The following is a 12,465-nucleotide window of genomic DNA, read 5'->3' on the forward strand; positions in this document are numbered from 1 at the left end:
CCCTAGCGGCGGTGGCGGCCTTGGGGGTGCTTCGAGGGGGCCTCCGGGCGCGCCAGGAGGCTGTGGCGGCGGCCGTACACGAGGTAGACCAGCAGGCCGAAGGCCATCCACAGGGCGAACCAGGCCCAGGTCAGCACCCGCAGGTTCACCATCAGCCAGAGCGTGGCCACCAGCGACAGCGCGGGCAGCAGCGGCGACAGCGGCACCCGGAAGCCCCGCTCCAGGTGCGGCATGCGCCGCCGCATCACGATCACCCCGGCGGCCACGAACGCGAACGCGAACAGCGTCCCGATCACCACGAGCTGCTGCATCGTCAGCACCGGCACGAACTCGGCCAGCACGATCGCCACCAGCCCGATCACCAGCGTCACCCGCGTGGGCGTGTGGTAGCGGCGGCTCACCGTGGCCAGCCGGCGGGGGATGAGCCCGTCGCGGGCCATCGAGAACAGCACCCGCGTCTGTCCCACGATCAGCACGAGGATCACCGTGGTCAGCCCGAGCACCGCGCCCGCGTCGATGACGTGCACCATCCAGTCCACGCCGACCGCCCGGAACGCGCCGGCCAGCGGCATCTCCTCGGAGATCTCCGTGTACGGCGCCATGCCGATCATCACCAGCGCCACCGCGAGGTAGATGACGGTGGCGATCACCAGGCTGCGGATCATGCCCCTCGGCACGGCCCTGGGCGCGTTCGCCGTCTCCTCCGCCGAGGTGGCCACGATGTCGAACCCGATGTAGGCGAACGCGATCGCCGAGGCCGCCGCGAAGATGCCGAACCAGCCGAACGCCTGGCCCTCCCCGATGAAGATCTCCAGCACGGTCGCCGGAGCCGTGTTCAGCGTCTGCGGCGGCACGTAGAAGTCGCCGAAGTTGGCCACGTCGATGTGCGCGACGCCCACCACGATGACCGCGCCGATGGCCAGCAGCTTGGCCGACACCATGATCCACAATGCCCGCAGCCCGACCCGCGCGCCCAGCGCCACGATGCCCGTGAGCAGCACCAGGATCACGAGCACGAGGCCGTCCTGGACGAGGTCCGCGGCGGGCACGCGGACCCCGAAGTGCGAGATCGCCCCGACCGCGATCGCGGCCCACGCCCTGGCCACCACCGCGGCGGCGAACTGCAGCTCCAGGATCAGCGCCCAGCCGATGATCCACGCCCAGACCTCGCCGAAGATGACGTAGGTGAAGGTGTACGCGCTGCCGGAGGTCGGCATCGTGGACGACAGCTCGGCGTAGCACAGGCAGGCCAGCAGGCACGCGATGCCCGCGATCATGAACGAGAGGATCACTCCGGGCCCGGCCGTGGTGGCCGCCTGCTCCCCGGCGATGCTGAAGATGCCCGCGCCGATCATCACGCCGAGCCCGAGCACGACCAGGTCGGCCGGGCGGTAGACCTCGGCCAGGCTGTGCCGGGCGCCGGTACGCAGGCCGGTCGCCTCGGAAGGCGGCAGTCGTCGCAGAATGGTGGACAAGGAACACCCCGCTCAGGGAACTCGCCCACCATGTCTCACTACGTGGACAACAACAAGCACGAATCCATCACGTGCCGGTTACCAGCCAGGCGGTTCCGTTGGCGCGGCGGATCAGCGTGATCAGGCGGGCCCCCATCCACACGCCCAGCGCGCACCACAGCGCCACCACGCCCAGACCGGCGGCGACCAGGGCGGCCGGCAGGTAGGCGAGCGTCGTCCACACCCCGGCCCAGGCGAGATACCGCTGGTCGCCGGCCCCGATGAGCACGCCGTCCAGCACGAACACCACCCCGCAGAGCGGCTGGAGCAGCGCCACCGGCCACAGCAGGTCGAGCAGCAGCCCGGCGACCCGCGGGTCGGCGTCGAAGAGCCCGGGCAGCAGCGGCCTGGCCGCCAGCACGAGCAGCCCGAGCACGATCCCCGACCAGATGCCCCACTGCACCATCCGTCTCGTGGCGGCGCGGGTGGTGTCGACGTCGCCTGCCCCGAGCGAGCGTCCGGTGATGGCCTGCCCGGCGATGGCGATGGCGTCCAGGGCCAGGGCGAGCAGCGTCCACACCTGGGTGGCCAGCGCGTACGCGGCCAGCTCGGCCTCGCCCATCCTGGTGGCGATGACGGTGGCGGCCAGGATCACGATGCGCATGCACAGCGTACGTACGAACAGGGCGAACCCCACCGTACCGGCCTCCTTGACCCCCACCACCGAAGGCGTCAGCGGCGTCCCCAGCCGCGCGGCCCCCCGCGCCACCACCACGAGGTAGACGGCCGCGCCGATCGTCTGGGCCAGCACCGTCCCCCACGCCGAGCCGGCGATGCCCCACCCCAGCCCCAGCACGAACCAGGCGTTCAGCGCGGCGTTCAACGCGAACGAGCCCACGGCCACCACCAGCGGCGTCGCCGTGTCCTGCAGCCCGCGCAGCACGCCGGTCCCCGCCAGCACGACCAGCATGCCGGGCGCGCCGAGCAGGCTGATCCGCAGGTACGTCACGGCCTGCGCCGCCTGTGTGCCCACCGTCCCGAACAGGTCCACGATCGCCGGCGCCAGCGGCCAGCACACCGCGATCACGGCGACCCCGAGCGCCAGGGCCAGCCAGATGCCGTCCACGCCGCTGCGCATGGCCCGCACGTGGTCGCCGGCCCCCGACCGGCGCGCCACGGACGCCGTCGTCCCGTAGGCGAGGAAGACGCACAGGTTCACCAGCGTCGTCAGGACCGTCCCCGCCACACCCAGAGCGCCGACCGCCGTGGTGCCGAGGGCGTGGCCCACGATGGCGTAGTCGGCGAGCAGGAAGAGCGGCTCGGCCACCAGCGCCCCGAAGGCGGGCACAGCCAGCCGGAGAATCTCCCGATCTCTGGATGTAATGGGCATTCGTCCATTATGAGCCTTACGCGGCGTGTCGGGCCAACTTTCTTTCCTCCACAGCCAGTGGACACTGTTCGCCCTGGTCAGGGTGGCTTCGGTGGATATCCGCAAGAGTTATCCCCAGGCTCTGTCCACAGGCCGTTCACACCCTGGGGGCGGTCATCCACAGCTCGGCCACAGGGTTGTCCACAGGTCACGTTGCCGATGGCGCGTGACTCCGGGAAACTGTCACACCGGTCGACTACAAGTGGGGGTGGTGCGACCGCCTGCAAGCTGTTCGAGGGGGCGCGGTGAGCATTGACGAAGAAGTGGGCGCAGGCCCGGGTTTCGAACGCACACCTCCCAACAACATCGAGGCGGAGCAGTCGGTCCTCGGCGGCATGCTGCTGTCGAAGGACGCCATCGCCGACGTCGTGGAGATCCTGCGCTCCGACGACTTCTACCGCCCGGCCCACCAGATGGTCTACGACGTCATCACCGACCTGTACGGCCGGGGCGAGCCCGCCGACGCGGTCACCGTCTTCGACGAGCTGCAAAAGCGCGGCGAGATGGCCAGGGTGGGCGGCGCGGCCTACCTCCACACGCTGACGGCCGTCGTCCCCACCGCGGCCAACGCCGGCTACTACGCCAAGATCGTCCGCGAGCAGGCCATCCTGCGCCGCCTCATCGAGGCCGGCACCCGCATCGTCTCCTTCGGCTACGGCGGCCAGAACGAGGAGGTCGACGACCTCGTCGACCGCGCCCAGGCCGAGATCTACCAGGTCACGGAGCGCCGCACCTCCGAGGACTACGCGCCGCTGGCCGACATCATGCCGGGCGCCCTCGACGAGCTGGAGGCCATCGGCAGCCGCGGCGGCCAGATGGTCGGCGTCCCCACCGGCTTCGCCGACCTCGACCAGCTCACCAACGGCCTGCACCCGGGCCAGATGATCGTCGTCGCCGCCCGTCCCGCCATCGGCAAGTCGACGCTGGGGCTGGACTTCGCCCGATCCGCGGCGATCAAGAACGGGATGACCACGGTCATCTTCTCGCTGGAGATGTCCCGCAACGAGATCACCATGCGTCTGCTGTCGGCCGAGGCCCGCGTGGCGCTGCACCACATGCGCTCCGGCATGATGGGCGACGACGACTGGACCCGCCTGGCCCGCCGGATGAGCGAGGTGGCCGAGGCGCCGCTGTTCATCGACGACTCGCCGAACATGTCGATGATGGAGATCAGGGCCAAGTGCCGGCGGCTCAAGCAGCGCAACGACCTGAAATTCGTGGTCATCGACTACCTCCAGCTGATGAGCTCGCCGAAGAAGACCGAGAGCCGCCAGAACGAGGTCTCGGAGATCTCCCGTGCCATCAAGCTGCTGGCCAAGGAGCTCGAGGTGCCCGTCATCGCGATCTCGCAGCTCAACCGTGGCCCCGAGCAGCGTACGGACAAGCGCCCCCAGGTCAGCGACCTTCGCGAATCAGGATCGATCGAGCAGGACGCGGACATGGTCATCCTGCTGCACCGGGAGGACGCGTACGAGCCCGAGTCGCCCAGGGCGGGCGAGGCCGACCTGATCGTGGCCAAGCACCGTAACGGCCCCACCGCGACCGTGACGGTGGCCTTCCAGGGTCACTACAGCCGGTTCGTGGACATGGCCCAGCACTGAGCCGCGTGTGACCGACCAGACAGCCGGCCGAGGAATGGCAGTGATCGCTCCGGTGCTCTAACGGGTGACTGAAGCGAAGGGAAGACCGCCATGACCATCCTCGTCGCCTACGACGGCTCGGCTGACGCGCGCGCCGCGATCGAGTTCGCCGCCAAGCACCTCACGGCCGAGCCCACGGTGATCGTCACGGTGTGGGAGCCGCTGCTCGTGCAGCTCAAGAAGTACCCGCTGGCCGCGGGCGCGATCGACCCGGGCACGGAGGACGAGGCGAAGGCGCAGGCCGAGCAGCACGCCAGGGAGGGCGCCGAGCTGGCGGTCGCGGCCGGGCTGAGCGACGTGACCTACCGGGCGGTGGCCGACAACGAGTCGATCTGGAAGACGATCGTGGACGTCGCCGACGAGCTCGACGCCTCGGTGATCGTGACCGGTTCGCGCGGCCTGGCCGGGGTGCGCTCGGTGCTGCTGGGCAGCGTCTCCAACCACGTGCTGCACCACGCCCACCGGCCGACCCTGATCGTCCCGCCCGCTAGCAAGGCGTAGGGCTGCAGCAGTTCTGCTGGGGCGGGCAGAGCCGGGTGTCGATGCGCCGCGCGCCCGGTCCCTCCTCGCCCAGCCGGTCGTAGGGGTTGGCGACCGGGCACCGGTCCAGCGAGAGGCAGCCGCAGCCGATGCAGTCGGTGAGGTCGTCGCGCAGCCGCTGGAGCTGCTCGATGCGGTCGTCCAGCTCACCGCGCCAGGCGGCCGACAGCCTGGCCCAGTCGTCGCGCGTGGGGGTGCGCTCGTCGGGCAGCTCGGCCAGCGCGTCCTTGATGACCTTCAGCGGGATCCCGATGCGTTGCGCGAGCCGGATGAAGGCGACCCTGCGCAGGCTGTCGCGGCTGTAGCGGCGCTGGTTGCCGGCGGTGCGCCGGCTGCTGATGAGCCCCTTGGCCTCGTAGAAGTGCAGGGCGGAGACCGCGACGCCGCTGCGCTCGGCGAGCTGGCCGACGGTGAGCTCCTTGGTGTTCCAGGCGACCTTCGTCATACCTGGAGATTACTTGAGGGATCGCTCGAAGAGCGTCTCCAGCGCGACGATCGTCCGCGTCCCGGTCACGCCGTCCACCTGGAAGACCCGGCGCAGCACGTCCTGGAGCTCGCGGGTGCCGGCCGTCCGGACCTTCAGCAGCACCGAGGCGGGGCCCGCGATGACGTGCGCCTCCTCGACCTCCGGGATCGCCGCCAGCGCCTCGCCGGCGTCGCCCATCCACGAGCCGCCGTCCACCAGCACGTACGCCGTCACCGCCCGCCCGAGCGCCTCCTGGTCCACCTCGATCGTGGTCCGCCTGATCACGCCGCGCTCGCGCAGCTTGCGTACCCGCTCGTGCGCGGCCCCGCTGGACAGCCCCACGGCCTGGCCCAGAGCCGCGTACGACCGCGTGGCGTCCTCCTGGAGCAACCCGACCAGCATCCTGTCGATGTCATCCACAACCGAATGCTATCCGGTCATACCGCAGTATTGCCGAACAGCGTATGGTGGTCGGCATGACGGACACGATTCCCACGGAGTTCGAGGTGCTGGACGAGCGGTTCGGCGCGGTCGGCGGAGACGACAAGGTCGAGATCCTGCACACCGGCACCCGCTGGGCGGAGGGGCCGGTGTACTTCCCGGCCGGGCGCTTCCTCGTCTGGAGCGACATCCCCAACGAGCGGATGTTGCGCTGGGACGAGATGAGCGGCGCGGTGGTCCCGTTCCGGCAGCCGTCCGGCTACACCAACGGCAACACCCTCGACCGCGAGGGCCGGCTCGTCTCGTGCGAGCAGGGCAACCGCCGGGTGACGCGCACCGAGCACGACGGCTCGATCACGGTGATCGCCGACCGGTGGCAGGGCAGGCGTCTCAACAGCCCCAACGACGTGGTCGTGCGCTCCGACGGCTCCATCTGGTTCACCGATCCGCCGTACGGGATCCTCAGCAACTACGAGGGCGTGGCCGCCGAGCAGGAGATCGACGGCTGCCACGTCTACCGGGCAGACCCGGTGACGGGCGAGGTGCGGATCGTGGCCGACGACTTCGTCCGGCCCAACGGCCTGGCCTTCTCCCTCGACGAGCGGCGGCTCTACGTCGCCGACACGCGGGCCAGGCAGTTGCGGGTCTTCGAGGTGGGCGACGACGGCACGCTCGGCGGCGGCAAGGTCTTCGCCGAGGGCGGTGAGCAGGACAACTACGACGGCCTGCGGCTCGACGACACCGGCCGGCTGTGGATCGCGGCAGGCAAGGCGGTGCTCTGCTACGACCCCGACGGGACGCTCATCGGCCGGCTCAAGCTGCCCGAGTTCACGGCCAACCTGGTGTTCGGCGGGCTCAAGCGCAACCGCATGTTCATCACGGCCTCGTCCTCGCTGTACTCGCTGATGACCAACGTCACGGGCGCGCGCCCGGTGTGGGCCGGGCGCTGACGCCTCCCTCCGCGCCCCTGCGGCGGAGGGGTCCTTCACTCCCATCGGAACGACCGCACCGCCAGCGCGCCGAACAGGACCAGCCCCGCGGCCACCACGATCATGTGCATGAGCTGCGGCGGCTGTCCCGCCCACGTGTCCTTGAGCGCCTGGGTGAACGGCCCGGCCACGGAGAAGTCGCTGATCGCCCGCAGCGGGTCCGGCATGATCTCGCGCGGTACCCACATCCCGCCCAGGAACATCAGCGGGAACATCACCACCGACCCGATTCCCGGCGCGGACTTGGCGCTCGGCGCGAGCGCGGCGATCACCAGCCCGATCGCCAGCAGGGCGGCGGTGCCGAGCAGGAAGACCAGGATGAACCAGGCCCACGCCCGCGGCGGCGCGGAGCCGAACGCCAGCCAGCCGGCCAGGATCAGGATGACCGTGGACACGGTCCCGACCGCCAGGTTGATCAGGAGCTGCACCCCCAGCAGCCGCGCGGGATGCACGGGAGTGGTGGACATGCGCCTGAGCACCCCCTGCTGCCGGTACGTGGCCAGCACCGCCGGCAACACGCTGCACGACAGCGTCAGCAGCGCGAGCAGCACCATGGTGCTCGGCATGTGCGTGTCCACGATCCGCTGGCCGCCGTCCTGCACCTCGGTGAAGCTCGGGATGCTGACTCCCAGCACGATCAGCAGCCCGACCGGCAGCCCGATGGTGAACAGCAGGGACGGCCACTCACGCAGGTGCAGCTTGGCCTCCATGACGAGCAGCTTCATGACAGCTTCCTTCCGGTCAGCGCGAGGAACGCGTCGTCGAGCGTGGCCTGCTCGATGCGCAGGTCTCCGGGGACGACCTGGTGGTGTGCCAGGGCGAGGGTGACGGCGGGGGCCAGGTTCCCCGAGCCGCTCACCACGACCGAATCGCCGTTCCTGGTGACCGTCCGCACCTCGGGCAGGGCCAGGAGCACGGCGTCGTCGAAGCGGGCGGACGGCCGGAAGCGCACCCGCTGCTCCCCGCCCGCCTGGGCGATGAACCCGGCAGGCGTGTCGGTGGCGACCACCTTGCCGGCGTCGATCAGGGCGAGCCGGTCGCAGAGCCGCTCGGCCTCCTCCATGAAGTGGGTGACCAGCACGATCGTCACGCCCGTCTCGCGTACCTGCTCGACCAGCTCCCACGTGTCCCTGCGGGCCTGGGGGTCGAGGCCGGTGGTCAGCTCGTCGAGCACCGCCACGCGCGGCCGGCCGACCAGGGCCAGCGCCACGGACAGCCGCTGCCGCTGCCCGCCGGACAGGTCCTTGAACAGGGCGTCCCGCTTGGCGGACAGGCCCACCCGTTCCAGCAGTTCCCTCCAGTCGGCGGGGTCGGGGTAGAAGGAGGCGTACAGGTCCATGGCCTCCCAGACCTTGATCTTGTCCGGCATGGCGGCGCTCTGGAGCTGCATGCCCAGCACGCGGCGCAGCTCGTCGCGGTCCTCGCGGGGGTCCAGCCCGGCCACCCGTATGGTGCCGCCGTCGCGCTGCCGCAGGCCGGCCACGCACTCGACCGCGGTGGTCTTGCCGGCGCCGTTCGGCCCGAGGATGCCGAAGATCTCGCTCTCGGCCACCTCGAACGAGACATCCTCGACCGCCAGGTGCTTCGGGTACTGCTTGCGCAGGTTCCTGACCTCGATGATTTTCATGGTGACGACGCTAGAAGCGCCTCATCGAGCGGGTAATCCGGCTGGATGCCCGGCAAGGGTGTATCTAAGTGCAGTGTCATGGAGCGGCTGGTTAACGCACACTGGGGGCATGCTGCGAAGGTACGGCCGCGTTCTGGCGTTGCTCGCGCTCATCGTCGTGCAGGCCGCCATGGCCGGCGTGATGAGCGTCATGCTGCTCCTGTCCTTCGCCCTGGGCATGGTCTTCCTGTTCCCGCCGCAGGCGATGCTGGTCAGGGAGCTGGCCGAGCTCAACCGCAGGCTGGTACGCGACTGGACGGACGTCACGATCGAGTCCCCGTACCTGCCGGCGCCCCCGCCTCCCGTCCCGCAGGCCGACGGGATGTACCGCTCGGACCGCACGCTCTACAAGACCCCCCGCGTGCCGGCCTGGAACAACCGGTGGAAGTGGCTGGTGAGCGACCCGGCCACCTGGCGCGACGAGGTCTGGCTGCTGCTCGATCCGCTGGTGAAGGTGGCGCTGGCGCCGCTGCTCCTGCTGCTCCCCGGGCGCGGCCTGCGCGTCTACGGCCTGTGGAGCAAGAAGCTGCTGGACCCGACCGCCGCCAGCCGCCTGGCCGGCCAGGTGAGCCACCTCCAGCGCACCCGCAACCTGGCGGCGGACTCCCAGGCGGCCGAGATGCGCAGGATCGAGCGCGACCTGCACGACGGCACGCAGGCCAGGCTCGTGGCGATCGGCATGACGCTGGGCGCCGTCGAGCAGCTCGTCGAGACCGACCCGAAGGCAGCCAAGGCGCTCCTGGCCAAGGCCAGGGACGCCTCCTCCGAGACGCTCACGGAGCTGCGCAGGGTCATCCGCGGCATCCACCCTCCGGTCCTCGCCGAGCGCGGCCTGGCCGACGCCGTGCGCGCCCTGGCCATGGACAGCCCGCTCGACGTCACCGTGGAGGTGAGCCTGCCGCACCGGCCGGAGGCCCCGGTGGAGGCGGCGGTCTACTTCGCGGTCAGCGAGCTGCTGTCGAACGCCGCGCGGCACGGCGACGCCCGCACCGCGACGGTGGACATCAGCACCAACGCCGCCACCCTGCGCGTCACGGTGACCGACGACGGCATGGGCGGCGCCGACCCGGCCAAGGGCAGCGGCCTGGCGGGCATCGAGCGGCGGCTGGCCGCCTTCGACGGCGTGCTCGCCGTGCACAGCCCTCCGGGTGGCCCCACGACCGTGAGCATGGAGCTGCCCAATGTGCTGCCCACGTACTGGACGGGCGCGTCGACCAAGATGCCACGCTGGAAGACCGCCACAGTCGTGATCCTCTGGGCCACGGCCTGGTGCCCGACGTTCCCGCAGGGCATCGTGGCCGGGATCTTCAAGGTCTTCGGCATCGAGGAGAAGACCTGGTTCCTCGCGCTGCACCTGCCCGAGCACTGGCAGTGGCCGACGATCACCGGCATGATTCTGCTCGGCGTCCTCATGCATGTCATGGCCATCCGCATTCCCGCCACGCACGACCGCGAGAAGTTCATGGCGGATGCCACCCCGACGAAACCCTGGTGTTGATGAACCGCGTACTGATCGCCGAAGACCTCTACCTGCTCAGGGACGGCCTGGTCCACCTGCTCCAGGCCCACGGCTTCACGGTCGTGGCGGCCGTGGAGAGCGGCCCCGAGCTGCTGAAGGGGCTGCTGGAGCTGCGCCCCGACGTGTCGATCGTGGACGTGCGGCTGCCGCCCACGCACACCGACGAGGGCCTGCAGGCCTCGCTCGCGGCCAGGAAGCAGATCCCCGGCCTGCCCGTGCTCGTGCTGTCCCAGCACGTCGAGCAGCTCTACGCGCGCGAGCTGCTAGCCGACGGCTCGGGCGGGATCGGCTACCTGCTCAAGGACCGGGTCTTCAACGCCGAGCAGTTCGTGGACGCCGTACGCCGGGTGGCCGAGGGCGGCACCGCCATGGACCCCGAGGTGATCGCCAAGCTGATCGCCAGCAACGCCAGGAACGAGCCGCTGGCCGCGCTCACGCCGCGCGAGCGCGAGGTGCTGGAGGCCATGGCGGAGGGGCGTTCCAACGCCGCCATCTCGCAGCGGCTCTACCTCAGCGAGAGCGCCGTGGCCAAGCACACGGCCTCGATCTTCGCCAAGCTCGGCCTGGCGCCGTCGGACGACGACAACCGGCGCGTGCTGGCCGTGCTCGCCTACCTCAACAGCCGCTGACCTCCCGCGGGGAACCGCTCAGAGTTGTCGGTCGCAGCGGCTATTTTCATAGAGGCATGGCGCGACGAAGAGGTGGTTTCAGGTGAAAATCCGGGTTAACCGCGATGTTCTTGCAGAAGCGGTGGCATGGGCAGCCCGAATCCTGCCCAGCCGTCCCGTGGTGCCTGTCCTGTCCGGGTTGCTGCTGGAGGCAGGTGAGGAGCTCACCCTGTCCGCGTTCGACTACGACGTCTCCGCGCGGGCCGCGGTCGACGCCGACGTGGCGGAGGAGGGGCGGGTGCTGATCCCCGGCCGGCTGCTGGCCGAGATCAGCCGCAGCCTGCCCGCCGACGACGTCGAGATCGTCACCGAGGGCGCGGAGGCGGTGCTGACCTGCGGGAGCGCCGAGTTCGGGCTGATCACGATGCCGGTCGAGGACTTCCCGACCCTGCCGGTCATGCCCGAGAGCATCGGCGCGGTCGGCGGCGGCGTGTTCGCCTCCGCGGTCGGCCAGGTGGCGCCGGCCGCCAGCCGCGACGACACGCTGCCGATGCTCACCGGCATCAGGGTCGACATCGAGGGCGAGTCGGTGGCGATGGCGGCGACCGACCGCTACCGCATCGCCGCCCGCGACTTCGCCTGGCGTCCCGCGCGCCCCGACGTCGCCGTCTCCGCCATGGTGCCGGCTCGGGTGCTGGTCGAGGTGGCCAAGTCGCTGCGCGGCGGCGAGGTCTCGATCGCGATGGGCGACGGGGTGGCCGGGTTCGAGAGCGTCGGGCGCAGCACGACCGTGCGGCTGCTCGACGAGCAGTTCATCGACTACCGCGCGCGGCTGACCTCCGACTGGTCGATCAGGGCCGACGTCGCGGTGGCGCCGTTCGTCGGGGCGATCAAGCGGGTCGCCCTGGTGGCCGAGCGCAACACCGCCATCCGGCTGTCGTTCAGCCAGGGGCAGGTGCTGATCCAGGCGGGCGGCGGCGACATCGGGCGCGGCGCCGAGGTGGTCCCGTGCGAGCTGCGCGGCGAGGACATCCAGATCGCCTTCCAGTCGCAGTTCCTGCTCGACGGGCTGACGGGCATCGAGAGCGAGCTGGCCCGCATCAACATGGAGTCGCCCACCAGGCCGGCCCTCATCCAGGACGTGCCCGGCGACGCCGCGCCGGCCTTCCGCTACCTGGTCATGTCGCTGCGCCAGACCTGAGTCTCACGACCCTGTCTGGCGCTCGGCGACCAGCCTGAACACCCGCTTGAACTCCGCGTACGCCTCCTCGCCGACCGCCTTGGCGTGCTCCGCCTCCATCTCGGCGAGGACGGCGTCCGACCTGGCCATGTGGTCGAGCCCCTTCTCGGTCGGGACGATCAGCTTGGCCCGCCGGTCCGCCGGGTCGGGCTGCCGCTCCACGTACCCGAGCGCCACCAGCTCGTCCACCAGCGTGCCGATCACCTGCTTGTGCTGGCCCGACTGCGCGGCCAGGTCGGTGGCCCTGCTGCCCTCCACGTCCAGGTAGGCCATCACCGCCCCGTGCCTGGGCCGCAACTCCGGATGCCCCTGCTCGCCGAGCTTCGTGAACAGCTCCCGCTGCAGGGCGAAGAGCGTCCGGCTGGACAGCACGCCGAGATCCGGATCCTCCTGCTTGCGCTGGCTCCTGCGCACCACACACTCCCCAATTAGTCACTAATCTTGACCGTCACTAATTCTTACTATATTGTCGG

Annotated in this window: 13 protein-coding genes; 6 read left to right on the top strand and 7 right to left on the bottom strand. The window is 70.5% G+C overall.

What is annotated here, in order from left to right:
* Positions 1-2: 2 nt before the first annotated feature.
* Both ACBJ32_RS38145 and ACBJ32_RS38150 read right to left on the bottom strand, forming a co-directional pair.
* Positions 3-1,475: an APC family permease gene (locus tag ACBJ32_RS38145; RefSeq protein WP_375130873.1), complete on the bottom strand. Its 1,473-nt coding sequence runs from the start codon at positions 1,473-1,475 to the stop codon at positions 3-5.
* A 67-nt stretch (positions 1,476-1,542) separates the two neighbouring features.
* The gene (locus ACBJ32_RS38150; protein ID WP_375130874.1) at positions 1,543-2,844 is read right to left on the bottom strand and encodes an MATE family efflux transporter; all 1,302 of its coding nucleotides are present in this window, start codon (positions 2,842-2,844) and stop codon (positions 1,543-1,545) included.
* A gap of 284 nt (positions 2,845-3,128) precedes the next feature.
* Between ACBJ32_RS38150 and dnaB the strand changes: the two genes are divergently transcribed.
* Together dnaB and ACBJ32_RS38160 are read left to right on the top strand one after the other, a co-directional pair.
* Positions 3,129-4,484, top strand: coding sequence for a replicative DNA helicase (gene dnaB, locus ACBJ32_RS38155; protein ID WP_375130875.1), 1,356 nt, complete (start codon positions 3,129-3,131; stop codon positions 4,482-4,484).
* A 90-nt stretch (positions 4,485-4,574) separates the two neighbouring features.
* The gene (locus ACBJ32_RS38160; RefSeq protein WP_375130876.1) at positions 4,575-5,024 is read left to right on the top strand and encodes a universal stress protein; all 450 of its coding nucleotides are present in this window, start codon (positions 4,575-4,577) and stop codon (positions 5,022-5,024) included.
* On the opposite strand, the gene soxR is transcribed toward ACBJ32_RS38160, so the two are convergent.
* Both soxR and ACBJ32_RS38170 read right to left on the bottom strand, forming a co-directional pair.
* Positions 5,011-5,508 carry a redox-sensitive transcriptional activator SoxR gene (gene soxR, locus ACBJ32_RS38165; RefSeq protein ID WP_375130877.1) on the bottom strand — a complete coding sequence of 166 codons (498 nt, stop codon included), beginning with the start codon at positions 5,506-5,508 and terminating at the stop codon, positions 5,011-5,013. The genes ACBJ32_RS38160 and soxR overlap by 14 nt on opposite strands.
* A 9-nt stretch (positions 5,509-5,517) precedes the next feature.
* On the bottom strand, positions 5,518-5,949 hold the full coding sequence (locus ACBJ32_RS38170; RefSeq protein WP_357880656.1) for an Lrp/AsnC family transcriptional regulator: 432 nt from the start codon (positions 5,947-5,949) through the stop codon (positions 5,518-5,520).
* Between the two features lie 56 nt (positions 5,950-6,005).
* On the opposite strand from ACBJ32_RS38170, the gene ACBJ32_RS38175 reads away from it, so the two are divergent.
* Positions 6,006-6,920 carry an SMP-30/gluconolactonase/LRE family protein gene (locus ACBJ32_RS38175; protein ID WP_375130878.1) on the top strand — a complete coding sequence of 305 codons (915 nt, stop codon included), beginning with the start codon at positions 6,006-6,008 and terminating at the stop codon, positions 6,918-6,920.
* A gap of 35 nt (positions 6,921-6,955) precedes the next feature.
* Here ACBJ32_RS38175 and ACBJ32_RS38180 read toward each other — a convergent pair whose 3' ends face one another.
* On the bottom strand, positions 6,956-7,684 hold the full coding sequence (locus tag ACBJ32_RS38180) for an ABC transporter permease (protein WP_375130879.1): 729 nt from the start codon (positions 7,682-7,684) through the stop codon (positions 6,956-6,958).
* Positions 7,681-8,586 carry an ABC transporter ATP-binding protein gene (locus ACBJ32_RS38185; RefSeq protein ID WP_375130880.1) on the bottom strand — a complete coding sequence of 302 codons (906 nt, stop codon included), beginning with the start codon at positions 8,584-8,586 and terminating at the stop codon, positions 7,681-7,683. Before ACBJ32_RS38185 ends, ACBJ32_RS38180 begins: the two co-directional genes overlap by 4 nt.
* 109 nt (positions 8,587-8,695) lie before the next feature.
* On the opposite strand from ACBJ32_RS38185, the gene ACBJ32_RS38190 reads away from it, so the two are divergent.
* The 3 genes from ACBJ32_RS38190 (at position 8,696) to dnaN (ending at position 11,953) form a co-directional block, all read left to right on the top strand.
* Positions 8,696-10,123, top strand: coding sequence for a sensor histidine kinase (locus tag ACBJ32_RS38190; protein WP_375130881.1), 1,428 nt, complete (start codon positions 8,696-8,698; stop codon positions 10,121-10,123).
* A complete protein-coding gene (locus ACBJ32_RS38195; RefSeq protein ID WP_357880671.1) occupies positions 10,123-10,773 on the top strand; it encodes a response regulator transcription factor in 651 nt (216 codons plus the stop codon). Before ACBJ32_RS38190 ends, ACBJ32_RS38195 begins: the two co-directional genes overlap by 1 nt.
* Positions 10,774-10,855: 82 nt before the next feature.
* Complete coding sequence (gene dnaN / locus ACBJ32_RS38200) at positions 10,856-11,953, top strand: DNA polymerase III subunit beta (RefSeq protein WP_375130882.1); 1,098 nt, start codon at positions 10,856-10,858, stop codon at positions 11,951-11,953.
* 3 nt (positions 11,954-11,956) lie between these two features.
* Here dnaN and ACBJ32_RS38205 read toward each other — a convergent pair whose 3' ends face one another.
* Positions 11,957-12,406, bottom strand: a complete 450-nt coding sequence (locus tag ACBJ32_RS38205; protein WP_375130883.1) for a MarR family winged helix-turn-helix transcriptional regulator — start codon at positions 12,404-12,406, stop codon at positions 11,957-11,959.
* Positions 12,407-12,465 lie beyond the last annotated feature (59 nt).

This window comes from Nonomuraea sp. GTA35 (genome assembly GCF_041950525.1).
GTDB lineage: Bacteria > Actinomycetota > Actinomycetes > Streptosporangiales > Streptosporangiaceae > Nonomuraea.